Below are 23,807 nucleotides of genomic sequence, written 5' to 3' on the forward strand. Positions count from 1 at the left end.
TACGTTGATGCGCTGATGTGAAACGTGTTAGCCGACCTTGTGGAGCCAGACAACAGCCGAGTCCTGGCTGGCGTGCCGGAATACTTCGAGTTCCTCGTCCCAGGCCTGCCCGAGGGCGAGCCTCAGCTCGCGGTGGAGTTCGGTCGCGTTGGCGCCGGCGATGTCCATCGCGTATCGCACGCGGTCCTCGGGAATGACCATGTTGCCTGCGGTGTCGGTCTGTGCGTAGAAGATTCCGAGATCGGGCGTGTGCATCCAGCGACCACCATCAGTGCCGAGGCCTGCGTCTTCGGTGACCTCGTAACGCAGGTGCTCCCAGCCGCGAAGCGCGGACGCGAGTCGTGCCCCGGTGCCGCGTGGGCCTTCCCAATAGAACTCAGCGCGCTGCGAGCCCTTGAGTACGGGCTGCTGATCCCAGTCGAAGTTGACGGCGCGATCGAGCGCGCGACCTGCAGCCCACTCGATGTGAGGGCACAGTGCGCGTGGCGAAGAGTGCACAAATAGCACTCCGCGAGCGTGTGATGCAGTCACGATAACTCCGTTCCGGTTGGATGCGACTTCCCCATCGATCCGTGGAACGGTATGTGACCAGCTGTTCAATTGTGTGGTGTGTAGCAAACCACATCCACTGAGGTCATTATCGCGGACAAACCCGCCGAAATACAAGCATGTAGTTCGGCCCGGCGGGAATTTGTGCCGAACTCAACTCCGTTCAGGCACGAACGGGTCTGCCCCGTCGCGGGGGCTCGACGTCGAGAGCGAACGGACGCGACTCGGCCACCAGGGTTTCGGCTCGGGCCAGCCAGCCCAGAACGGCCTCAGCCGCTGCAATCCGCGCATCATCCACGAGCTGTCGCGCCAGATCGGCCGAGCTGCTGCCGGTGCGCAACGCGTCGACCTCGAGCGCGGTCGCAGCGCGCTGGCGATCGACCAGCGCCGCGGCATCCACACCGGGAAGCGACTGGGCTAACGCCAGCTTCAGTGCCAACTCATCGACATCAGCACCAGCTTCGGCGGTCTCGAACCACGTTGCCACCTCAGCTCGGCCTTCGTCGGTGATGGAGTAGAACACGTGCCCCGTGGTGCTCGCTCCGAGCTTCACGACGAGGCCGTCGCGTTCCAGTCGATCGAGAGTCGCATACACCTGACCCACGTTCAGCGGACGAGCCTGCGCTGTTCTGCGTTCGAACTCGACTCGAAGCTGGTAGCCGTAGCAATCGCCCTGGTCGAGGATCGCGAGCAGGCTGTGACGGATCGACATGCATACACGGTATATGCCAGTGGGCTATTTTGCCTGCCCATAGTCATCGACGATTGCAATGGTGAGCGGAAACTCGGCCGGTAGCGCCCCGAAGAGCAGCCTGCCGGCTTCTGCCGCGGCCTCGTTGATCTCGGCGGCAACCCGATCGGCAAGGTGAGCAGGAGCGTGCACCACGACTTCATCGTGAAGGAAGAAGACCAGGTGTGGGCCATCGGTCAGCACGCCGTGGTCGTTCAGGTCATCCATTCGCCGCCGGATGCTCGCCATCCAGCACAGCGCCCATTCCGCCGCGGTGCCCTGCACGATGAAGTTTCGCGTAAACCGTCCCCACGCTCGCGATCGCTCGCGTGCGCGGGTGGCATCAGCGGACGAAACCCCTTCGCTCCAGGAGCCGTTGGAGCTGCCCGGTGCGGAGCTTCGGCCCAGCCTGGTCGTCACCACCTCACCACGCTCCCCCGCCCGTGCCGCACTTTCCACCATGCTGATTGCCCTGGGGTACGCGCGAGCGAGTTTCGGCATCAGCCTGCCACTCTCGCCAGTGGTGGCTCCATACATGGCGCCGAGCATCGCGACCTTGGCCTGGTCCCGTGTTTCCACCGCTCCGCTTGCGACGATCCCGGCGTAGAGGTCTCCAGCTGACCCAGCCTCGATCATTCCGCGGTCGCCAGCCATGGCGGCGAGGATGCGCGGCTCGAGCTGCGATGCATCCGCCACCACCAACTTCCAGCCGTCGTCTGCGACCACCGCCGCGCGGATCTGCCGCGGCAACTGCAGCGCGCCTCCCCCGCTGGTGGCCCAGCGCCCTGTCGCGGCGCCGCCGGGCACATAGTCGGGGCGAAAACGGTCGTTGACGACCCAGGTGTCGCGCCACACCCACCCGTTGGAGGCCAGCAGGCGTGCGAGTTTCTTGTATTCCAGCAGTGGTTCGATCGCGGGATGCTTGAGCTTCCTGAGTTCCCACGACCTCGTCGAGCTCACTTGCAATCCGGCCAGACCGAGGGCTCGCATCAAGTCTGCAGGCGAGTCGGGATTCAGCTCTGGCGCCTCGAGTCGAGATCTCACCAGGTCGAGTGCGGCCTGAAGTTTTTGGGGGCGAGCGCCGTCGACGGCCGGCCGCGGGCCGAGGAACGCGGTGAGGATTGCGTCGTGCTGCGCAGAGCTCCACGGAAGACCGGCGAACCGCATCTCGGCCGCGACGAGCGAACCGGCAGATTCCGCCGCGAGCAGCCGCCCGATGCGCGCGGGCTCGGGGCAGCCCGCCACCGCTGCGCGCTGCAGTTGGAATTCGGCCACCCCATCAGCATCGGCCCCTTCATTGCGGGTCGAAGTCTGATCCAGATCGAACAGGGTCGAGTGGGACGGTCGGGAGACAACCTGACCACTCTGCTGCGGCGGCGCGTCCCATGGCCCAGTGCCTGCGAGGGCCAGATCAGAATCCGCGGTGAGCGACGAGGCGCGCAGGATCGCGTGGCACAACCGCAGATCGAAGCACCGGTCGACGCGGACCCCGGCCGCGAGCAGCTGCGGGTACCAGCGGGAGGTGTCGTCCCACACCCAGCGTGGATGCTCCCGCTCCCGGTCGGCGACGAACGCCGCCAGGTCGGCAACGGTGTCGACCCGCACTATTTCGTCGGAGTCGCTCACCGTCGTCGCACGCACGTCGCCGTGGGTTCGATCGAGGACGATGTGCACGACTCCAGTCTGCCCCCAGCCCCCGACCCCCGCGGTCAGGCAGAGCGGTCAGGCGGAGCGGTCAGGCAAAGCGGTCCTCCGGAGCGGTCAGCTTGCTCCTGTCGAGGTCGTCACCTGGGCATGCGCTCTCGTTTGGGCGAGCCCCCGGCTCTGGGCGGGGATCGGCGTCTGCGTGGGATCGATCGACGGCGGTGGGATGATCCAGTAACGCGAGTCGCGTAGCGATATCTCCCAGCCGTTGTTGTGCGCCAGCATGTGGTGGTGCCTGCAGAGGAGCACTCCCTGCTCGATGTCGGTTCGACCGTCGTCCCGCCCCCAGAATTCGATGTGGTGGGCTTCACACCAGCTTGGCGGTCGATCACAGCCGGGAAAGATGCATCCGCCGTCGCGTGCCGCGAGGGCGATCTTCTGTCGCCAGGTGAAGAGCCGTTCATTTCGCCCGACGTCGAGCGGTTGTCCTTCGTGAAACAGGATGGGAACGTACCCACCGGCGCACGCCAGTCGCTGCGCTGTCGCGAGGGACACGTTTGCTGTCTGACCCTCGAGCTGTGCCGCCCCGCTGCCCGCGGTGAGGTCGGCGAGCGACACGTGCAGGCGAACCTCGGGCTTGCGACTACCGAACAGTTTTCCCTTGTCCGCCACCCCGGCGAGAACAACCATCTCGACCAGCGCGTCGAGGGCGATCTGCTCGGTCGTTCTTGGGTCGGCGATGATGCGCTCCGCGCGCGCCACCTCGGTGGGGTCCACGAATCTCGGCCCGCCACGGCGAGGTGAGGTGATTGAGTCGACGGCGGCGCCCACTACTGCGGCCGACTCGGGATCGAGCAGGCCGATGATCCTCGTCATGCCGTCTGGTTGCGGAATCAGGCGCAGGAATCTCTTGTCGCGCAGTACCCGCTCACGGTCATCCACCCCTTCCAGATCGAGGTCGTCTCTCATCGAGCGTGCCGCGGCGGCGATTCGCTCTGGCGTCGTCTGCGAAGCGACGCCTACCAGTCGAGCGGCAGCGTCCAGTAGATCGTCCGCCGCGACTTGGGAACCCGGCACACCAAGTCCCGCGACGATGCCGTCGGCCGACGCCACGGAAATACTGCCGTCTCGCACGGCAGCGGCCACCGGATCTAGCCACGGCGACGAGCCATCGAGCGCCAACCCAACCCGAATCATCGAGCGCGCTTCGGAACGGGTGACGCCTGCCACTCGCTGGACGAGAGCCTCCGGCGTGCGCAGGCCCGAACGCTGAGCAAGACCCGCATAGCCAAGCTCCAGCGCCGAGCGCCTACTCACTTCCGCAGAGATACTGGCGCTCACCGCATCAAGCTGGCGCCGGGACGCCGCAATCTCACCCTGCAGGGAGAGCAGCGCTGAGTCATCAAGCGCACTGAGTTCGACGTGATCCGGCACGATCACTGTGGTGATCGTCATAGTGATACCTTACCACACATTCGAACATATGTTCGAGAAAATACAAAGCAGGGCGTGACCCAAACGGATCACGCCCTGCTTATCGGTGGCGCTGGATACTACGCGGCGACGGCCTGCGCATTCTCCACGAGGTACTGGCTGTACGCGGTGAGCGTCAGGAAGGTGGGGAAATCCTCCTCCAGCGTCACGGCCCTGAACACCTCGGCCGCCTCGCCAAACCTGCCGCCGGCCGGCGCGGAGTCGAGAACCGCCTCGAGCTCTCGCTCCACAATGGCCCGAGTGATCAGGGTGCCCTCCGCCGTCACCACCCGCTGGTGCATCCACTGCCACAGCTGGCTGCGGCTGATCTCGGCTGTCGCGGCATCTTCCATCAGGTTGTCGATCGCCGCGGCACCAACTCCACGCAGCCAGCTCTCGATGTACCTGACCGCGATGGATACGTTCGAAGCAACCCCGGCATCCGTCACCTTCCCGTCGATGCGCAGGTCGAGCAGATCGTCGGCCGTCACGTGCACGTCGGGGCGGAGTCGATCGACCTGGTTGGGGCGATCGCCCAGCACCGCGTCGAACTCGGCGCGAGCGGTCGACACGAGGTCGGGATGCGCCACCCAGGTGCCGTCGAAGCCGTCGGTTGCCTCGCGCCGCTTGTCTGCGGTCACCGCGGCAAGCGCCCTGGTCGTCACCTCCGGGTCGCGGCGGTTCGGGATGAACGCGCTCATGCCCCCGATGGCGTGCGCGCCGCGCTTGTGGCACGTCGCAACCAGCAGCTCGGTGTACGCCCGCATGAACGGAACAGTCATGGTGATGTCCGCGCGGTCCGGCAGCACGAAGCTTGCCCCGCGCCCACGGAAGTTCTTGATGATCGAGAAGATGTAGTCCCACCGGCCGGCGTTCAGCCCCGCGCAATGTTCGCGCAGTTCGTACAGGATCTCTTCCATCTCGAAGGCGGCCGGGATCGTCTCGATCAGGATCGTCGCCCTGATCGTGCCGTGCTGGATGCCCAGCGCGTTCTCCGCAAAGGTGAAAACGTCATCCCAGAGCCGTGCTTCGAGGTGGTTCTCGATCTTGGCGATGTAGAAGTACGGGCCGGTTCCTCGTTCGATGAGCTCTTTCGCGTTGTGGAAGAAGTACAGCCCGAAGTCGACGAGCGAACCTGACGCGGGTGAACGCTGGCCGGCGCGATCGGTGTACCTGAGGTGCTTCTCAACGAGGTGCCAGCCCCGCGGACGCATCACGATCGTGGGGGTCGTCTCCCCCAGCCGGTACTCCTTGCCCTCAGAGCTGGTGAAATCGATCTGGCGGCGAATGGCGTCGTGGAGGCTGATCTGGCCACCGATCACGTTGTCCCAGGTGGGGCTGGTGGCATCTTCCTGGTCTGCCAGCCACACCTTCGCGCCGGAGTTCATGGCATTGACTGTCATCTTGCGATCGGTCGGCCCCGTGATCTCCACGCGGCGATCCTCGAGTCCAGGGCCGGCACCGGCAACGCGCCAGGTCGGTTCCTCGCGAACGGCTGCCGTCTCTGGCAGGAAGCGCAGGTTGCGCCCATTGCTGATGTGCTTGCGCGACTCCATCCGGGCAGCCAGCCTGTCGTGCCTGCGACCAGCGAACTGGTCGTGCAGCCTGGTGAGGAAGTTCAGTGCTTCCGGTGTCAGTATTTCGTAGAATCGGTCGCCCGAGTCAGCGGTGATCTCCATGCGGTTCATGATCGTGTCCCTAAAAGTATGTGAGCGGATAGTGGTTGGATTTAGTGGAACTGGGCGGTTTCGGTGCTACCGACCAGGGCGAGCGTTTCGCTCGTGGGGTTGAGTGCGGTCGCGATGCGATCGAAGTACCCCGTTCCGACCTCGCGCTGATGGCGCGTGGCCGTGTATCCATCCGTTTCGGACGCAAACTCTGCCTCCTGCAGTTCGACGTACGCGCTCATGTGGCGCTGCGAGTAGTCGCGAGCCAGCGTGTACATCGAGTGGTTGAGGGCGTGGAATCCGGCAAGAGTGATGAACTGGAACGCGTAGCCCATGGCGGCAAGCTCGCGCTGGAAGGTGGCGATCTGCGCGTCGTCGAGGTGGCTCTTCCAGTTGAACGACGGCGAGCAGTTGTACGCCAGCTTCTTGCCAGGAAACTCCTTGTGGATGCTTTCGGCAAACGTGCGCGCCAGCTCGAGGTCGGGCTCCGAACTCTCCACCCACAGCAGGTCGGCGTACGGCGCGTATGCATGTCCCCGCGCCAGCACTGTCTCGATGCCGGGAGTGGTGCGGAAGAAGCCCTCCGTGGTGCGCTCGCCGGTGAGGAACTGCTTGTCGCGGTCGTCGATGTCGCTGGTGATCAGGTCGGCCGCCAACGAGTCGGTTCGCGCGATGACCAGCGTCGACACCCCGGCGACGTCCGCTGCGAGGCGAGCGGCGTTGAGCGTGCGAATGTGCTGAGCGGTCGGGATGAGCACCTTCCCGCCCATATGACCGCACTTCTTCTCGGAGGCGAGCTGGTCTTCCCAGTGCACGCCGGCCGCGCCAGCCTCGATCATGGACGACATGAGTTCGTAGGCGTTCAGCGGGCCCCCGAAGCCGGCCTCGGCGTCGGCGACGATCGGTGCAAGCCAGTCGGTACGCGGTGCGCCGTCTTCGGCAACCTCGATCTGGTCGGCTCGGAGCAGCGCGTTGTTGATGCGGCGCACCACAGCGGGCACGCTGTTGGCCGGGTAGAGGCTCTGGTCGGGGTAGGTGTGGCCGGACAGGTTTGCATCGGCGGCGACCTGCCATCCGCTGAGGTAGATGGCTTTCAGGCCGGCGCGCACCTGCTGCACGGCCTGGTTGCCGGTGAGCGCTCCGAGTGCGGGAACCCATTCCTCAGAATGGATCAGGTTCCAGAGGTTCTCGGCACCACGACGGGCGAGGGTGCGATCTTCCCGCACGCTGCCCCGCAACGCGATGACGTCATCGGCGGTGTACTCGCGCTCGATACCGTTCCAGCGTGCATCCGTCTTCCACTCGGTCTCGAGCTGGGCGGCGGTCTGTGTCTGGTCGCCGGGACGGGTGCTGTTCGCTTCGCTTGTCATGATGAAAACTCCTTGGTCGGTGCTGCCTTGAATCGACTCTGAGGCCTCCACAGTGGTTCTTCTCCAAGTTATGAGGCAGAATAAGTGGGATTCTTCTGGTTCCCGGAAGAACGGCGCAGCGGAGGGCCACCACATGACACCGAGCATCCCGAACCGGGCCCACGATGAAGACATGCTCGATTCCCTCACCGTCGGCCGTCGCATCCGCCAACTCCGCACCGAACGTGGGCTTACCCTCGATCACCTCGGTGCCGAGCTCGGGCGCGCCGCCTCGCAGGTGTCCGTCATCGAGAACGGCAAGCGCGAGCTGAAGCTCAGCGAGCTGCAGAAGCTGGCGAGAATCCTCGAGGTCACCGTCGACGAGCTGCTTAGGCCCGAGGCACCATCCCGGCGGGCAGCACTGGAGATCGCGCTGGAGCGCGCGCAGCGCGGGCCGCTCTACGCCAGCCTGCCGCTGCCGAGCCTGCCGGTCCGCAAGTCGCTCAGCGACGAGGCGATCGAGACCATCCTTGCGCTGCACGATGAGCTGCAGCGGCTGCACCGGGAACGGGCGGCGACTCCGGAGGAGGCACGCCGGGCCAACACCGAACTGCGCAAGACCATGAGAAAGCGCAACAACTACTTCGGCGAGCTGGAGACGACAGCAAAGGGGCTGTTGGATGCCGTGGGCCATGCCGGTGGACCACTGTCGCAACGCGTCGCCTCCGACCTCGCGAACCACCTCGGGTTCTCGTTGCATTTCGTTCCCGACCTGCCCGGCTCCACCCGGAGCGTGACCGATCTGCGCAACGGCAGGATCTACCTTCCTGTGGGGCAAAGTGACGGCGCAGACCCCCGATCCACCCTGCTGCAGGCGCTTGCCTGCCATGTGCTGGGTGTCGGCGAGCCCAAGGACTATGCGGACTTCCTGCGGCAACGGGTTGAAACCAACTACCTCGCGGCTGCCCTCATGGTGCCCGAGCACACCGCGGTGGAATTTCTGCTGGCGGCAAAATCAAAGCGGGAGCTCTCCGTCGAAGATCTGCGCGACACGTTCGCGGTCAGCTACGAAACGGCCGCACACCGGTTCACGAACCTCGCCACCGAGCACCTCGGCGTACCAGTGCATTTTCTTAAGGTGCACGAAAGCGGCACCATCTCGAAGGCCTACGAGAACGACAGCGCCGCCTTCCCGACGGATGCCCTGGGTGCCGTCGAGGGCCAGCTCGTCTGCCGCTACTGGAGTGCCCGCCGCGTCTTCGACGTCTCCGATCGGTTCAGCCCGTACCACCAGTACACGGACAAGCCCGGCGGAACCTACTGGTGCACCTCGCGCATCCAGACGAGCAGCCAGGGCCACTTCTCGGTGAGCGTCGGCACCCCCTTTGCCACGGCCAAGTGGTTCCGCGGCCGCGACACCGCCAATCGCGCGACCTCGACGTGTCCAGACGATTCGTGCTGTCGCCGAGCACCCGAGTCGCTGGCGAGCCGCTGGGAGAAGTTCTCTCTGCCCAGCGCCCGGCTCAACAGCTCACTGCTTGCGGCTATGCCGACCGGAATGTACCCGGGGGTCGACTCGACCGAGGTGTTCGAGTTTCTGGAGCACCACGACGGCTGATCCACGCACTAGATCTCGTGAAGCAGCGATCCATCCTTCTTCAGCACGTTCTTCTCGCCCGCCTCGATCGCGACAGCGAACCGGTTCTGCTTCGGAGGCATCGGGCAGTTGAAGTTGTAGCTGAAGGCGCACGGCGGCAGCACAGCGAGGTTGAAGTCGAGGGTGATCGTGCCGTCAGGGTTTGGGGCGAGGAACAGGAACCGACCAACACTGTAGGTGTCGGCACCGTTGGTGGCATCGGCGAAGACCAGCTGCAGGGCGCGTCCCGATTTAAAGGCGACCAGGTTGTAGTCGACGCCGTCCTTGATGAACGAGATGGCACCGGGGATGACCTGCTCCTTGGTCTTGCCGGTGTCCTTCAGGTGCTCGAAGCCCATGGTGGTGCCGGCGGGGTTCTCGGTGAACGTTGCCGTGATCACCCACTCGGGGTTGTATGGGTAGCCGTCGATGCTCCCGAACTCCTGAATGCCCTCTGACGCTGAATCCCACACGCGCAACGCGTATGCCCCCTCATCGCTCGCGATGACGAAGCCCGTGACCGTGTCGCTGAAGACGACGTCGCTCGGGTCGGTCTGGTCCTTGCCGCGCACGAGCGTCTCGCCGTCAACGACGACGCCGTCGACGACGATGTTCTCGGATGCGGCAGCGGTGACGCGAAGCCCACCGTCGGCCGGCGCCCAGGTGCCGGGCACGCCCCAGATCGTCTGCTCGGAGTCGATCCATTGAGTGTTCACGAGTGCGAGGCTGCCCTTGGGCTGTACCACCGACTCCTCGCGACGGGATCGGAAGGTGGCGAGGCGGGCTTCTGCCGAAGGGGCAGTCGAGTCAGTCATGGTCTCCATTATGCTGGCCCGATGGATCCGGTCACTATCAGCGTCAGCGGCATCGTTGGTCTCATCATTTTCATCATCACTACGGTCTCCATCGTGAATAACCCGAACCACGGCGCCTTCGGAAAATTCATCTGGATCCTCGTCGCATTCTTCTTGTCTGTGCTCGGGTCGATCCTGTGGCTGCTATTCGGGCGCGGTCGCGTCTCCAGATAGCAAGCTCGCCTTCGCCTCAAACATTCCCGTCGTCGGGCTCGTCCAGGATCACTAATCCGCTGCCGCTGCTGGCCACGAGCGATAACTCTTCCAGCCACCGACGATTGAGAACAGGGGCTTTGCTTCCCTCAAAGTCGAAGTGCAGCGGCAACGACGGAGCGATCCAGATGGTCGATCGACCGTGACCTTCGGCGCTCGACTTCGCCCACGAGAACGAGAAGGATTCGCCGCGACGGAGCTTATTGATCATCACCACTTTGAGGTGCGATAGCGTGCGATCCTCCACCGGGATGGCGAACCGAGAGTCTCCGTAATACAGCGTTCCCACGATTGCCCTCCTCTGATTGGTACCCGTATGCACGGAACCCTATCAATTAACCGACAAGATCCATCGTGCAAACTTGACGCTGGCCCATATTCGAACATATGTTCTATTCATGACGCACCACTGGCGGCCGAGCGATCACCTCGAGCGGGCGCCGGGGCGCAGCGAGTGGCGGCTGGTTCACCGTGGCATCCCGATTGGGCGCATTGAGTACGGACGCGTCGCCCACAGACCAGCGTTCCGTTCCCTTACAAGGCCGAACCCGGCAACCGGGGTCGAAGCGGTGGTCGGATACGCCTGGGTGCTTGAGACCGCGTGCGACCGGCTCTGGGACTGGTCGGTACGAATGAAAACGACGACACCGAAGGAGCACTCCAGCATGGCGGCATGGCCGTGGCCACCCATCAGCATCAACGACAGCGAGTGGGTGGTGATGCGCAACAGCGCGAGCCGTCCGAAGGCGATCATCCGACGCATGCAGGCGGATGCCGGTCATCCACCGTTCTTCAGGGCGGTCAGCTGGGCGCCCGTCTCCGCGGATCGCCGGCTCATTGGATACTTTCCCACGCTCGAGCTTGCGGACTTGGCCATCCTGGAAGACCCGCCGCAGCTGATCACACACGGACCGGACAAAGATCGGCTGGGCTCACCACCGCAGGCGATCCGGCCCGAGAAGAGCCGTGCGCCTGCGACCCTATAGATCATCCAGCGATAAGGAATCCGTGTCGCCCGTTGACTCAGGCTGGATTGCAGGCGGGTTCTCGAGCTCCCGGCGGCTCTCCGCGAGCCGCTCCAGATAGGGGCCGGCGTCGAACTCTGCGTCGAACTCGTCCCCCGCATCCTCGACGATGAGCTGGCTCGCTGGCCCGATCACGATTTCGACCATGCCAGGAACGCCGTCCTGGATCACCGGCAGGCTAACCGTATTGGCCTGGCCCGCCCGCGCCAGGGCGGTGGCGTACAACGCCACCGAGTGAGCGATCTCGTCCCCGGTGAGAACCGACCCGCTTGAGTAGAGGATTCGTTTCATATGCTCACTCTTGGGCCGCCGGGGCCGGGATGCAATCCCCCTCGAAAAGCTAGCCAAAACGGCTCGCACGGGGTATGAGCGAGCCGCTCAGTCGCGCTTGAGGCGCTTCTTCGCCGCGCGCTCGGCGAGCACTGCCACGTAGTCGTGCACCGGTTTATCGGCGAGGGCCGCAACCTCTTCGCGCACAATCGACTCCACGTGGCTCGCGCTGGCCTGCGGAAATCGCTCGTGCATTCGAGCCGTAACCTGCCGTGCGACCTCGTCTGCGTCGAAATCTGATGTCATGCCCACCAGTGTTACACGATCGGCTGAACGCGCATACGGCGTGAATGCCTATCGAGAGACTGGGTCCAGTGCCGTCAGCAGCGCGAGCTCCGACCGGCGGGGCGCACCCTCCCAGTCCCCGTCGGAGAGGCACGCGAAGGCGCCCGCCACAACGGCTACCGCAAGACATTGCTCGGGCGTGCCTCCCGAGAGGTGCTCGGCGAGATATCCAGCCACGAATCCATCGCCCGCCCCCACGGTGTCGACGGGAGAGATTGAGACTGCGTCGCATGACACAACGTCGTCTGCCGTGAGCGCTATTGCGCCAGCCGCGCCGCGCTTCAATACGATAGTTGGTGAGCCGAATTCTGCCAGTTGGCGCGCAAGCACCTCGGCATCATCGCCGGTCTCAGTGACAATCTTGGCCTCGTCCTCGCCGGCAAACACGATATCCACCGACGGCAGGATCTCACGATAAAAGCTCGCGGCGTCTGCAGCCGACCAGAGCCTGCTTCGAAAATTGAGATCGAACGACACGGGCACGCCTGCCGCGCGCGCCATCGCAATCGCCGCGAGCGTCAACTCCCGGCACGATGGCGAGAGGGCAGGCGTGATTCCGGTGAGGTGCAGCAGTCGTGCGCCCGCGATCACCGCGGGATCGAGGTCGCCGGGCGACATGCCGGATGCTGCACTGCCCGCCCTGTAGTACACAACGTTCGTCGTTCCCGGCGTTCGTCGCTCCTTGATCATCAGCCCGGTGGGAGCCGTGGAAACGCGAGAAGCCTGAACCGTCACCCCCTCGGACTGAAGCTCACGGACGATGAAGTCGCCGCCGGCGTCCGCTCCAAGCCGACTTGTCCAGGTTGTGGGAACTCCCAGCCTGGCCAGCCCGATCGCAACGTTGCTTTCCGCTCCCCCCATGCCGATGTCCGCTGTGGCGGAGTGCGCGAGACTTCCGATGCGTGACGCCGAGAACCGCAGCATTGTCTCGCCGATCGTGACCACGGTGCCGACGCGGCGCTCGGAATCATTCAGATGCGGGGACATGCTCTCTCCAAACTGTCGGAAGGACCCGGCTACGGGGTGGCGGGAACGTGCAGGAACGAGTCACTGATCGTGTTGGCATACAGCGCCGTCGATTCCCGCACAACCAGCTCGGGTCGCAAGAGCACCGAGCTGCCCGGATCGGTCGACTCACTCGAACCTCGTTCGACAGCTTCGCTGACGGCGAGCTGCGCCATGCGCGTGATCGGCTGGCGGACAGTCGTCAGTGGCGGATCGTACAGATCAGCCAGGATGATGTCGTCGAAACCGATGACGGACACGTCCTGCCCCACCTTGAGACCCATGTCTCGCAGGCCACGACAGAACCCCAAAGCGGTCATGTCGTTAATCGCGACGACCGCTGTCGGCGCCGTCGCCCGATCCGCAAAGAGCTCAAGTGCGGCAGCGCGACCCAGTTCGGATGCCTCGACGTCGCCAAACTGGTCGGCCTCGAGGCCCGCCCAATGCGGCATGTCAGCGACATTCAATCCTGCCGCCTCGATGGCGTCGCAGTACCCGCGGTAGCGCGCTGATCGGTTGACCGAACGGATCGATCCAGAGACGAAGGCGATATTGGTGTGACCCAGCTCGAGCAGGTGTGTGGTCGCGACGTGACCACCCACATTGTTGTCGACACTGATGCTGACTACTGATTCGGGGTCGTGTGGCTGGGCCGGCCGGTCGAAGGTGACGAGGCGGAGCCCCTCCGAGATCACGTGGCTCACGTGGTCGAGCGATGGCAGCGAGGTGCAGAGAATGATGCTTCGCACCCCGTCCTCCCAGAGCTCTTCGACGTACCGGCGCTCACGATCGGGATCGCGCTCGCTGTTGCAGAGCAGGACGCTGCAGCCCAGAGCGAGGGCGGCAATCTCCACCTCGTGGGCGAATGCACCCCAGAAAGGGTTGCCTACCGACGGCACAACAAGTCCGACGGTCTGGCTCTTGCCGTTGCGAAGTTGCCGCGCAGCCCGGTTTGGCCGGTATCCGAGCTCGGCTATGGCTGCCTCGATGCGGTCGCGGGTTGCCGCGACCATACGGTCCTGGCGGTCATTGAGAAAGTTGGAGACCGAGCTGGGCGAGACATTTGCCGCTTGGGCTACGTCCTGAATAGTCACTCGTGCCACGTTGCCTCCTTTGGCGATGATCCGTTGGTGCTCGTTTTAGTGTAACGATTTATTGGTTCAACACAAGGAAATTGCTGACGTCGTGCAGTGCACGTCACTAATTCTGTTGACTGCTCTTGACTCTCGCGGACAGACTCGTCTAGTGTCAGTGCATCGTTACACCGACGACGGCGAGACTCCGCTCATCGGTCAACACTGAACTGAGACGACGAGGTCGATGCGCAGCAGTCGACGCTCGTTCTCATATTGAGAGGACATGCACATGGAAGTGAAGTCACGAATGCGCCGCACCGCGTCGGTAGCAATGGTCGCCCTGATGGGGCTGGGTCTGGTCGCCTGTTCCGCAGGAGGCTCAGACACACCACTCGATCCAGACGAAGTATCCGGAGAGATCAGCCTCCTTACCCCGATCTTCGAAGGCAGCCCGGGCCAGGATCTGCTCGAAGACGAGCTCCTCCCCAAGTTTTACGAGGAATACCCCAACGTCAAGGTCAACGTGGATTACACGACCTACGGCAACCTCAACGAAAAGCTCACCACTGCCGTCGTGTCCGGCCTCGTGCCCGACGTGATGCTGATGGGCGTTGGCTGGGTTGAAGGCTTTGCCTCCAAGAACGTTCTCGCCGACCTCGGCGAGCTCGGACTGAGCGAAAGCTCACTCAAGGAGAAGTACACAGACGCCATCGTCGATGCCGGCACGTGGGACGGCAAGGTTTACGCTGTGCCGATCATGCTCGACACGCGCTTCGGTGTGGCGCGGATGGACATCCTCAAGGAGGCTGGCTACGACAGCCCTCCATCGTCATGGGAGGAACTCATCGAGATCGCCGAGGCGACCACGGTGCGGTCGTCCAGCGGCAAGCTCGAGCGGGCCGGCTTTGACATGCTGTCGCTCGACGCACGTCAGGCGTTCGAAACCATGCTCTTCTCGGCGGGTGGCGACATCTTCAATGACGACGACACCGAACCGACCTTCAACGGCCCGGAGGGCGTCGCTGCGCTGGGACTCATGTCAGACCTCATAAACAAGTACAAGGTCGAAGACATTGGATTCACGTCGACAGACGACATTGTCAATCCACTCATCAACGGTCGAGCAGCGATGGGAATCGCTCACAACAACCTGTGGAGCCAGACGCTCGCCGCCGACCCCACCGTGATTGACAACCTTGAGCCGTTCCTCATTCAGGGTGAAGCTCCCGGAATGTTCTTCGGTGGCACTCTCGCCACGGTGGCCAAGAACTCGAAGAGTCCGCAGGCGGCCCGCGCGCTACTCGAATTCCTCTCGAGCCCAGAGGCAGCGCTGGCAGCGAACGAACAGCGCGGAAACGTGCCTGCTCTCACCGAATTGCTCGACTCTGACTATGTGCAGTCGAACCGCTTTGTGCAGTTCGCCATGGAGAACCTGGATGTCGCGAAGCGCGAGGGTGGGCCGGCCAAGTGGCTCGAGGTGCGAGGAGATGTCGCGCCAGCAGTACAGTCCGCTCTTCTGGGACAGTCGACGCCGGAGAAGGCTCTCGATGATCTCGCCGGGCTTGTTCAGTCAGCGATAGACCGCTAGCACCGATAGTGCCCGGGTGCAGCGTGCACCCGGGCACCTCCCCCTAAGCCACTGAGAAAACACGAGGGCGTGATGACCACTACAGATCGACACCCGGTGCAGAGCGACAGCGCTCCACCGACAGGGATGTCCGTGAAGAAGCTGCCGAAACGGGCCGGCCACATCAGCATCGCTGAAAAGAGAAGGCGCCGCGCCGGTTGGCTCATGATCACGCCATCCGTGATCCACGTCGGCCTGTGGACGGCCATCCCCGTCCTCGCGACCTTCTACCTTTCCTTTACCGATTACAACATCTTTGATGCGCCGAACTGGATCTGGCTCGATAACTACATCGAGATGTTCCAGGATCCGGTGTTCGTTCAGTCGATCTGGAACACCATCTGGTACACGTTCTGGACGGTGCCTGTGGCGATGGCGGTCGCCGTGGTCGTCGCGGTGCTGCTGAACCAGGGCCTCAAGATGCAGAAGTTCTACCGCACCGCGTTCTTCGTGCCACAAGTCACCGCGACCGTCGCCATCGCGATGGTGTGGCTCTGGATCTTCAACCCGCAGTACGGGCTGCTGAACGCGGCACTCGAGTCAATCGGACTTCCCGGACAGGCGTGGCTGGTTGATCCCACCTGGGCGCTCCCCTCGGTCATCCTGGTCGGCGCGTGGCAGGGCATCGGCATCAAGATGCTCATCTACATCGCGGCACTGCAGAACATCGATGAATCCCTCTACGAGGCGGCGTCGCTCGACGGAGCTTCCTCCATCCGCAAGTTCTTCAGCATCACGGTTCCGATGCTAAAACCCGCCACCTTCTTCGTGTTCATCATCTCGATCATCGGAGCGTTCCAGGTGTTCGACCAGATCTACGTGCTCACCGACGGTGGCCCCGCAAACGCCACCACGATGATGACCTACGAGGTCTACCGCTCGGCATTCCAGGAGTTCCGAATGGGAATGGCCGCGGCCCAGTCGGTCGTGCTGTTCGCATTCCTCCTGTTTGTCACCCTCATCAGCCGACGTGCCACCAAGGAAGAGGACTAGTGATGACCGTCAACACTGTTCGGGCCGCTGCGATTGCCAGCCCGGCAACGCGAAAAGGCCCCAAGCGCTGGTACCACCACGCGACTGGGCGCCAGGCCGCACTGATCAACGTCCTGCTGACCATCGGTGCCGTCACCATGCTCGTGCCCTTCGTCTGGATGGTGCTCACGAGCCTCAAGTCCCCGGCGGAGCTCGCGCAGTTCCCACCGACCGTGCTTCCGCAGGAGTGGATGTTCAGCAACTACGCGGCGACGCTGGATGCCGCTCCGTTCGGGACCTACTTCCGCAACAGCCTCATCATCGCGTCGACCCACACGATCATCACGATCGCGCTCGGCTCGCTGGCGGGTTACGCACTGGCCAGGGTCTACTTCCGCGGCCGTGAAGCGATCTTCCTCGCTTTCGTCGCGATGCTGATGATCCCCACCTACACGAAGATCGTTCCGCAGTTCCTGCTGGTGAAGTTCATGCCGCTGTTCGGTGGCAATGACATCTTCGGCCAGGGCGGTATCGGCTGGTTGAACAGCTGGTGGGCGCTGATCATCCCCGGAGGGCTGAGCGCATCCGCAATCTTCCTGTTCCGTCAGTTCTACCTGTCGCTACCGAAAGACCTCGAGGAGGCCGCTCGACTCGACGGCCTCGGAGAGTTCCGCATCTATGCGCAGATCTACACTCCCCTGATCAAGCCGGCAATCGCTACGGTCGGCCTGCTGACGTTCCAGGACAGTTGGAACAACTTCCTCTGGCCTCTGCTGGTCACTACCAGCGCGGATTTGCGAGTGATCCAGGTCGGTTTGGCGGTGTTCCAGCAGCTCGACAACACGCAATGGCAGTACCTCATGGCCGGAACGACGATGGCCACCGTACCCATGGTGCTGCTGTTCATCTTCGCCCAGAAGTACTTCATTCAGGGCTTCACCAACGCCGGCATCAAGTAGCCCACACACCAACTAACAGATAGGCACGGTAGATAAAAATGAGCATTGACCTCACCGGACGGCGCGCACTGGTCACAGGCGCGGGAGCAGGAATCGGCGCGGCGATCGCTTTAGCCCTGGCCAAGGCGGGTGCCGACGTTGTTGTGCACTACGCACACAGCGAAGGCGGCGCGACCTCAGTCAAGGAGCAGATCGAAGCGGGCGGCACTCGTTCCCTCGCGGTTCAGGCAGACCTCACGGACTCTGCCGAGGCAACACGTCTGGTGGATTCCGCTGTCGAGTTTCTGGGCGGGTTGGACATCCTCGTCAATAACGCCGGGCACCTCGTAGGACGTGCGCCGCTCACCGAGACCACGGACGAGCGCTACAACGAGATCATGAATGTGAACATGGCGAGCACCTTCTTCACGACACGGCAGGCCCTTGCAGCGCTCGCCGAATCCTCCAACGGTCGCGTCATCACGATGGCGTCGCTCGCTGCCGAAAACGGCGGCGGCGCAGGCTCCGTCGTGTACGCCACGTCGAAGGCGGCAGTGGTCGGGTTCACCAGGGCACTCGCGAAAGAGATCGCCGGCAAGAAGATCACGGTGAACGCCGTCGCACCGGGCTTCATCGCGTCGACTCCTTTTCACGACACCTTCACGCCGAGCGAAGCCCAGAAGAACATCATCTCGGGCATCCCTCTCGGTCGCGCCGGAACTGCCGACGACGTCGCTGACGTCGCGCTCTTCCTCGCCTCCGATCTGGCGTCGTATGTCACCGGCCAGGTCGTTGACATCAACGGAGGACTCAACTTCCGATGAGCGTGGTGCCGCAGCGGCCGGGTGGGTGGTGGCACGACTATGTGTGCGACACGCACGGGATCGAGTTGGGTGCTCGGGACGGCGACGAATATCTCTGTTCTTATGGGTGCCGGCTGACGGGCGAGAAGGTGGAGGCAGCCTGGCTGGCGCTGGAACATCAGGCTCTCGCTCGGGCCACCCGCGTTGCAGCGCACAGCTACCGCCTGAACGGCAGCGCCAACGACCGGGAGCGCGCTGTCACGCTGCTTGTCGACTACGCCGAACTGTACGACGCGATCTCGGCTGATGGTTGGAGCTCACAGAGCGAATCCTGGATGCTGCGAGGCAAACTTTTCGCTCAGGCTCTCTCTGAGGCGCAATGGGCCGTCGGCATCGCGGATGCCGTGATCGCGCTCGGTCCCCTGCCTGAGCTGCAGGAATCAGCCAGCCTCGCACGGATGCTGGCTGGACTCGCGGAGACCCTCACCGAGTCGCGGCGCATCCTGGTCGACGACCGTTCCGACCAGCGCAGCAACTACACGGCCTGGCTTGACGCGGCGGCACGGTTGGTTGCCCTGGCCACGCACACCCTCGGCGGTGAGCCGCCAGCGGCCCATCTCGAGACGGCAATCTATGAGCACATGCAGATTGCAGTCCGGCCGGATGGCTGGGAGTGGGAGGCATCCACGTACTATCACGTGTTCGTGTTGCGGGCCTATCTGCTGGGGTTGCGCGGTCTCGACCCGCAGGCGGTGCCTGTCGAGACATCCGGTGTTCTGCGCTCCATGATTGACGTTCTGATTTCGATCGCAGCCCCGGATGGATTCCTGCCGGCGCTGCACGATGGCCCGTTCGACCGCGAGGCGATGCACCGCGAGGTGCTGGAAATCTGCACACTGGCTGCGCAGTTCTTCGCCGCCACCGGTCTTGAGACGGTGAAAGCCTGGGTGGTGGAGCGCCTTGGCGTCAACCACGACGGTCTCGAATCGATGCTCGACGGTTGGTTCACCGGAGCACCCGTCGCCAGCGTGCCCGCGGTGGCAGGTTCGCGCTATTTCGAAGACGCTGGCTATGTGGTGTTACGTGACCCGGGCAACCGGATGCACGCCGTGCTCGACGCCGGACCGCACGGTGGTGCGCACGGACACTTCGATAAGTTGTCGCTGTACCTGTACGGCGATGGGGCGAAGTGGCAACCAGCCCCGGCGGTTCCGCCGTACGGTCACGCTTTACGCCACTCGTACTACGCCCGCACCGTGGCGCATCCAACAGTTCGTGTCGATGGTGCTGACCAGCTGGAGGCGACAGCCGACGTTACGTCGTGGGACGCCGCAGCGTCGCGTGTGTCTGCAGTGACGACGACAGCCATCGACGGGGTGCGGCTGAGTCGAACGGTTCAGCTCAGCGACGGTTTCCTGGTGGATGTGGTGCACGTCACCAGTGATCACGATGTTGCGCGCTCGATCTCTCTCGGGCTACGACCCGCCGTCGATTTCAGCGTCGTGCACGAGGGCGACCGATGGCGGTCGACGTGGGACTCCCCCGGCACCACCTCGCTCACCGGGGCGCATTGGGCTTCGGGCGACGCAACTCTCGAATTGTCGTCGGGCCGAGGTCCGTCCGACGACCCCAGCCGGCCTCAACACATCGGCAACTGGGCTGCAACCGCGTCAGAGGCCACTTTTGTGAGCGTGTATTCCTTCGATCCCCAGCTCAGCATCGACAGCGCTCATGCGACCTTCTCGGACGCCAGCGTCGTGATCGACATCAGCATTTCAGACCAGGAAATTTCCCGAATAGAGGTAACACTGTGACCACCCCCATGTTGTTCGGCACGCGAGAAAGCAGTCTCAAGGCTGAGCTCGACGGGCCTCGCAGCGCCCAGTTCCGGCGTCTGCTTGAAGAGTGCGAGCGCGCGAAGGGCATGGAACTGCCGCAGGAGCATCCGCTGGCATCCATCACCTATTTTGGGCCGGGTTCGGCCAACCTGGCGCTCGCCTACCGCCTCACCGGACAGCAGGCCTACCTCGACGAGCTGCTGCGCTGGCTCGCGCCGCCGCTGTCGTTTCCGCATTGGGGCAAGGCCAACCTGCCCGACCACGACCTCGACGCCGGCTGGATCCTGCACGGGCTGTCGCTGGCCTACTCGTGGGCTGGCGATGCGCTTCCCACGGATGTTCGGCAGGCCCTCGAAGACAAGCTGCTGCTCCAGGGCCAGCGTCTGTACAAGTTCGCCGTCGAGACCGAGGGCGGGTGGTGGTCGTCGTCGTACTGGCAGAACCACAACTGGATTTGCTACGCCGGTCTCGCCACCGCGGGTTATGCGCTGCAGGAGAAGTACCCGGAGGCGCGGCTTTGGACTGAACGCGCGAAAGACAACTTCGCGAAGGTGTTGGATGCGCTGCCCGACGACGGATCCAACAACGAGGGCGTCGTCTACTGGCGCTACGGAGTGCCGTGGATCGCGAGCTACCTCGATGTGCTTCGCGACCAGGAGGGCATCGACTGGTTCAACCGCGGAACCTACCTGAAGGAAACCTTCTGGTACCGCCTCTACCAGGCCGCCCCCGACATGGAGCGGATCGTCGACCACGGCGATTGCCACGACCGCCGCAGCGGGCATTCCGTCGCTCTCTACTACAAGCTCGCCGCCGAATACCGCATCCCTCAGGCGCAGTGGCTGGCCGACAAGGTGTCGACGGAGTTCTACTGGCGCGAGGCCTACGAGAGCGGTGTTCGCCCCGGTGTCAGGCCCGAGGCATATCAGGAGCTGCTGTGGTTCGATCCTTCGGTCGAGCCGGCGGGCCCCGAGACCCTCGAACCGAGCCGGTACTTCGCCGACCTTGGTCTCGTGGTCGGACGCACCTCGTGGGATGACCAGGCGAGCCTCGTCTCGTTCAAGGCATCACCCGGCGGCGGACACAAGGCATGGAACCAGTCCCACCAGCAGCGCAAGGAGAACGGTTGGGTGACCCTGAACGCCGGCCACCATCATCCCGACTCTGGCACCTTCGTCTTCATCGGACATGGTTCCTACCTGGCGATCGATGAAGGCTATTCGTCGCGCAAGCTCACTGAGCACCACAACGCGATCCTCATCGACGGCAACGGTTTCGTGAACGAAGACCGCTACCACGTGTTCGAGGAGCTGGCCGAGGAGTTCACGGCGGAGATCCTGACCACCACGCTGCAGGGCGGCTGGACGCACGCCGTGAGCGAATCGTCGGCAATGTATGACCGTGCTCTCGGAGTTACCCGGGTTCGCCGACACCTCGTGCTGACTCCGGGCGGCAGTCTCGTGATCGTCGACGACCTCACCGCCACGCAACCCCGAACCTGGACCTGGCTGCTGCAGATGGACAACGCTCCAACGCAGCTGGGTGCCGACCGCTGGCTCGCGGAAGCTGGACATGGCGTGATGCCCATCGCGGCCCTCGACGGCAACCCCACGAGCGAGATTGTCACCACGTTCGTGCACGCTAACCCCACCTCGTCGACGCCGACCCTGGCGATCAGCAAGGCTCAGCACACGCTCAAGCGGGTCAGCGAACCAGTCGAATCGGCGCGCTTTGTGACGGTGCTCGAGTCGCGCCGGTGGGACGACACAGCACCAGCGACGATCAGCTGCGACGCGACAGACTCGGGTGTCGTCGTGAAAATCGAGCGCGACGGCCTGGTCGAATCCGTATCGTTGGGATATGACGGCGACGCTCCGCAACTGTCTGGGGCGGATGTCAGCGGCGACGGCTTTCAGGGGAGCACGAGCACACAGCGATGAGACAGCCTAAGAGCGGCACCAGGCGGGTTCCCCGGTGGGAGCGTACGCTGCTGGGTGCGCTCACCTATCCGGGAAACATCATCCTGGGGTCGGTGGCTGTTCTGGTGCTGTCGCTCGGCGTGATCACGGCGCTGCCAGCAGCGATCGCGCTTGCCCGGGCGTTCGCCAGCTGGACGGCACAGGGCGATGACAAGGTATTCACAAACACGTTCCGCGAGTTCGCGCGGACCTGGCGGCGAACGCTGGGGCTCGGTGTCGTGGCCGTCGTGGTTTTTGGGATCATGGTCGCTGACGGGCTGTTCCTGTCATTCCAGCTCTCGCAGCCCGGCGGATCCCTCGCGCTGTTGTTCAGCGCGGCGGTGCTTCCGCTCTCCGCCCTTGCTTGCGTCTACACCGTGGCCATCACGGCCGCCGCAACGCTCAACACCGAAGCGAATGCATCGACGTGGATTCGGGAGGCGATCGTTCTCATGCTGGGCTCACCGCGTCGCTCGCTTCTCGTGCTTCTGACCGTGGTGGTAGTAGTGGTGACGTGCGTGCTGCTACCGACGCTGGCTCCTTTTGCTGCTGTTGCGGTTCCCGTTTATGTGGGTGTGCGGTGCTGGGGCCCGCGACCGCCGGTCAACACCGAGCAGGATTAGGTGGCGGCGAAACGGTCGAGCGGGTCTTTCGCGCTGAAGGTTCTCTATGGCGACACCTTCACGATGGCGGTCGGCTTTTACATGCTGGTGCCCCTGCTCGCGTATCACTTCCTTCAAGACCTGACCCTCACAATTGCGGTTGTCGCACTGCTGACCGCCGTGCGCACCGCATCCCAGAACGGGCTCATGCCGATTGCCGGCTGGGTGGCCGACCGCATCAACTTTCGCCGCGCGATCCTCATCGGGGTGCTCATTCGCGCCCTGGGTTTCGCTCTCCTCGGCACCGCTGAATCGATACCGCTGCTCGCCGTGGCGTCAGTGCTCACCGGGCTCGGCGGCGCCCTGTTTCATCCGGCAAGCTACGCGGCCTACGCGGCGCTGACGACGGGTACCGATCGCGTGCGGGTCTATTCAACGCGCGAGGTTGTCAGCAACGTCGGTTTTGTCGTCGGGCCCATCGTTGGCGGGTTTCTGGCGGGCGCCGATTTCGCGCTCGTCAGCCTCTCGGCGGCAGCGATGTTCGTGCTCGCGTTCATCATCAGCGCCATCGGCCTGCCACGGACGGGTGACTTCGAGCACTCAGGCACACCCCCACGCTTGCGGGTGGCCTTTGCGGATGTGGCTTTTCTTCGCTACTGCGCACTGGTCGCGGGTACGGCCGTGTTGATCGCCCAGTTCTATCTGGTGATCCCGTTCCGGGCCGCTCAGTTCATCTCGGGCCCGTCCGAACTCGGCCTGATCTACTCGGGTGCGGCGGTGGTGATGGTAGTCACGATGCTGCCTCTCACCGGAGCGGCCAACCGGTTCCTGCCGACGCGCGTCACGCTGGCGGGGGCCGCCGTGTGTCTGGGCGCCGGGGTTGCGCTCATGGGCCTGTCGTCATCCCTCACCACGATGCTGATCGGTGTTGCCGTCTTCATCATCGGACAGATGCTGGCCCAGCCTGTGCTCAACGCCACGGTCTCCCGGTTTGCGCCTCCCGGTGCGGTCGCGAGCTATTTCGGGGTGCAGGGTCTCGCAACCGCCATCGGCGGGGCTGCTGGCAGCACCTCAGCCGGGGTTCTCTATGCGATCGCTGATTCTGGCAACGCCGGCGCCGCGTACATTTGGCTGGCATTCCCCCTGTGGGCGCTCATCGTCGCGGCACTCTTCGTGGTCTTCGGACCACGGCAGACGTCGGGCACTCCGGAACCGAGCGACTGAACCATCGCG

Annotated in this window: 23 protein-coding genes; 11 read left to right on the forward strand and 12 right to left on the reverse strand. The window is 63.9% G+C overall.

Annotation, left to right across the window (positions count from 1 at the left end):
* Positions 1-27: 27 nt before the first annotated feature.
* The 6 genes from QMG83_RS08805 to aceA form a co-directional block, all read right to left on the reverse strand.
* Complete coding sequence (locus tag QMG83_RS08805; RefSeq protein WP_283504996.1) at positions 28-531, reverse strand: DUF3145 domain-containing protein; 504 nt, start codon at positions 529-531, stop codon at positions 28-30.
* A gap of 181 nt (positions 532-712) precedes the next feature.
* Positions 713-1,261, reverse strand: a complete 549-nt coding sequence (locus QMG83_RS08810) for a PadR family transcriptional regulator (protein ID WP_283504997.1) — start codon at positions 1,259-1,261, stop codon at positions 713-715.
* Positions 1,262-1,285: 24 nt separating this feature from the next.
* The gene (locus tag QMG83_RS08815; protein WP_283504998.1) at positions 1,286-2,953 is read right to left on the reverse strand and encodes a bifunctional 3'-5' exonuclease/DNA polymerase; all 1,668 of its coding nucleotides are present in this window, start codon (positions 2,951-2,953) and stop codon (positions 1,286-1,288) included.
* An 87-nt stretch (positions 2,954-3,040) separates the two neighbouring features.
* Positions 3,041-4,378: an HNH endonuclease signature motif containing protein gene (locus QMG83_RS08820; RefSeq protein WP_283504999.1), complete on the reverse strand. Its 1,338-nt coding sequence runs from the start codon at positions 4,376-4,378 to the stop codon at positions 3,041-3,043.
* Positions 4,379-4,476: 98 nt separating this feature from the next.
* The gene (gene aceB, locus QMG83_RS08825; RefSeq protein ID WP_502949019.1) at positions 4,477-6,084 is read right to left on the reverse strand and encodes a malate synthase A; all 1,608 of its coding nucleotides are present in this window, start codon (positions 6,082-6,084) and stop codon (positions 4,477-4,479) included.
* A gap of 41 nt (positions 6,085-6,125) precedes the next feature.
* Positions 6,126-7,433 carry an isocitrate lyase gene (gene aceA, locus QMG83_RS08830; protein WP_283505000.1) on the reverse strand — a complete coding sequence of 436 codons (1,308 nt, stop codon included), beginning with the start codon at positions 7,431-7,433 and terminating at the stop codon, positions 6,126-6,128.
* A gap of 133 nt (positions 7,434-7,566) precedes the next feature.
* On the opposite strand from aceA, the gene QMG83_RS08835 reads away from it, so the two are divergent.
* Positions 7,567-9,030: an XRE family transcriptional regulator gene (locus tag QMG83_RS08835; RefSeq protein WP_283505001.1), complete on the forward strand. Its 1,464-nt coding sequence runs from the start codon at positions 7,567-7,569 to the stop codon at positions 9,028-9,030.
* Positions 9,031-9,038: 8 nt separating this feature from the next.
* On the opposite strand, the gene QMG83_RS08840 is transcribed toward QMG83_RS08835, so the two are convergent.
* Positions 9,039-9,863 carry a DUF1684 domain-containing protein gene (locus QMG83_RS08840; RefSeq protein ID WP_283505002.1) on the reverse strand — a complete coding sequence of 275 codons (825 nt, stop codon included), beginning with the start codon at positions 9,861-9,863 and terminating at the stop codon, positions 9,039-9,041.
* A 21-nt stretch (positions 9,864-9,884) separates the two neighbouring features.
* Between QMG83_RS08840 and QMG83_RS08845 the strand changes: the two genes are divergently transcribed.
* A complete protein-coding gene (locus QMG83_RS08845; RefSeq protein ID WP_283505003.1) occupies positions 9,885-10,076 on the forward strand; it encodes a PLDc N-terminal domain-containing protein in 192 nt (63 codons plus the stop codon).
* A gap of 16 nt (positions 10,077-10,092) precedes the next feature.
* On the opposite strand, the gene QMG83_RS08850 is transcribed toward QMG83_RS08845, so the two are convergent.
* The gene (locus QMG83_RS08850; RefSeq protein WP_283505004.1) at positions 10,093-10,404 is read right to left on the reverse strand and encodes a DUF7882 family protein; all 312 of its coding nucleotides are present in this window, start codon (positions 10,402-10,404) and stop codon (positions 10,093-10,095) included.
* A gap of 109 nt (positions 10,405-10,513) precedes the next feature.
* On the opposite strand from QMG83_RS08850, the gene QMG83_RS08855 reads away from it, so the two are divergent.
* Entirely contained in the window at positions 10,514-11,101 is a 588-nt protein-coding gene (locus tag QMG83_RS08855) for a hypothetical protein (protein WP_283505005.1), read from the forward strand.
* Here the strand turns inward: QMG83_RS08855 and QMG83_RS08860 are convergent.
* The 4 genes from QMG83_RS08860 to QMG83_RS08875 all read right to left on the reverse strand — a co-directional run bounded on the left by QMG83_RS08860 (position 11,096) and on the right by QMG83_RS08875 (position 13,863).
* Entirely contained in the window at positions 11,096-11,431 is a 336-nt protein-coding gene (locus tag QMG83_RS08860) for a hypothetical protein (RefSeq protein WP_283505006.1), read from the reverse strand. The genes QMG83_RS08855 and QMG83_RS08860 overlap by 6 nt on opposite strands.
* A gap of 87 nt (positions 11,432-11,518) precedes the next feature.
* Complete coding sequence (locus tag QMG83_RS08865; protein WP_283505007.1) at positions 11,519-11,716, reverse strand: three-helix bundle dimerization domain-containing protein; 198 nt, start codon at positions 11,714-11,716, stop codon at positions 11,519-11,521.
* A 48-nt stretch (positions 11,717-11,764) separates the two neighbouring features.
* A complete protein-coding gene (locus QMG83_RS08870; RefSeq protein WP_283505008.1) occupies positions 11,765-12,742 on the reverse strand; it encodes a sugar kinase in 978 nt (325 codons plus the stop codon).
* Positions 12,743-12,771: 29 nt separating this feature from the next.
* Complete coding sequence (locus tag QMG83_RS08875; RefSeq protein WP_283505009.1) at positions 12,772-13,863, reverse strand: LacI family DNA-binding transcriptional regulator; 1,092 nt, start codon at positions 13,861-13,863, stop codon at positions 12,772-12,774.
* Between the two features lie 262 nt (positions 13,864-14,125).
* On the opposite strand from QMG83_RS08875, the gene QMG83_RS08880 reads away from it, so the two are divergent.
* From QMG83_RS08880 to QMG83_RS08915, 8 genes are all read left to right on the forward strand, one after another.
* On the forward strand, positions 14,126-15,424 hold the full coding sequence (locus tag QMG83_RS08880) for an ABC transporter substrate-binding protein (RefSeq protein ID WP_283505010.1): 1,299 nt from the start codon (positions 14,126-14,128) through the stop codon (positions 15,422-15,424).
* A gap of 204 nt (positions 15,425-15,628) precedes the next feature.
* Complete coding sequence (locus QMG83_RS08885) at positions 15,629-16,456, forward strand: carbohydrate ABC transporter permease (RefSeq protein ID WP_283505011.1); 828 nt, start codon at positions 15,629-15,631, stop codon at positions 16,454-16,456.
* Between the two features lie 2 nt (positions 16,457-16,458).
* Positions 16,459-17,394, forward strand: a complete 936-nt coding sequence (locus QMG83_RS08890; RefSeq protein ID WP_283505012.1) for a carbohydrate ABC transporter permease — start codon at positions 16,459-16,461, stop codon at positions 17,392-17,394.
* A gap of 38 nt (positions 17,395-17,432) precedes the next feature.
* Positions 17,433-18,197, forward strand: coding sequence for an SDR family NAD(P)-dependent oxidoreductase (locus tag QMG83_RS08895; protein ID WP_283505013.1), 765 nt, complete (start codon positions 17,433-17,435; stop codon positions 18,195-18,197).
* Entirely contained in the window at positions 18,194-19,990 is a 1,797-nt protein-coding gene (locus tag QMG83_RS08900) for a heparinase II/III domain-containing protein (protein ID WP_283505014.1), read from the forward strand. The genes QMG83_RS08895 and QMG83_RS08900 overlap by 4 nt, the downstream gene beginning before the upstream one ends.
* Entirely contained in the window at positions 19,987-21,954 is a 1,968-nt protein-coding gene (locus QMG83_RS08905; RefSeq protein ID WP_283505015.1) for a DUF4962 domain-containing protein, read from the forward strand. Before QMG83_RS08900 ends, QMG83_RS08905 begins: the two co-directional genes overlap by 4 nt.
* Complete coding sequence (locus tag QMG83_RS08910) at positions 21,951-22,595, forward strand: DUF624 domain-containing protein (protein ID WP_283505016.1); 645 nt, start codon at positions 21,951-21,953, stop codon at positions 22,593-22,595. The genes QMG83_RS08905 and QMG83_RS08910 overlap by 4 nt, the downstream gene beginning before the upstream one ends.
* Positions 22,596-23,798: an MFS transporter gene (locus tag QMG83_RS08915; protein ID WP_283505017.1), complete on the forward strand. Its 1,203-nt coding sequence runs from the start codon at positions 22,596-22,598 to the stop codon at positions 23,796-23,798.
* The last annotated feature ends 9 nt before the right edge of the window (positions 23,799-23,807 follow it).

Origin of the sequence: Salinibacterium sp. G-O1, from assembly GCF_030063305.1 — a bacterium.
Classification (GTDB): Bacteria; Actinomycetota; Actinomycetes; order Actinomycetales; family Microbacteriaceae; genus Rhodoglobus.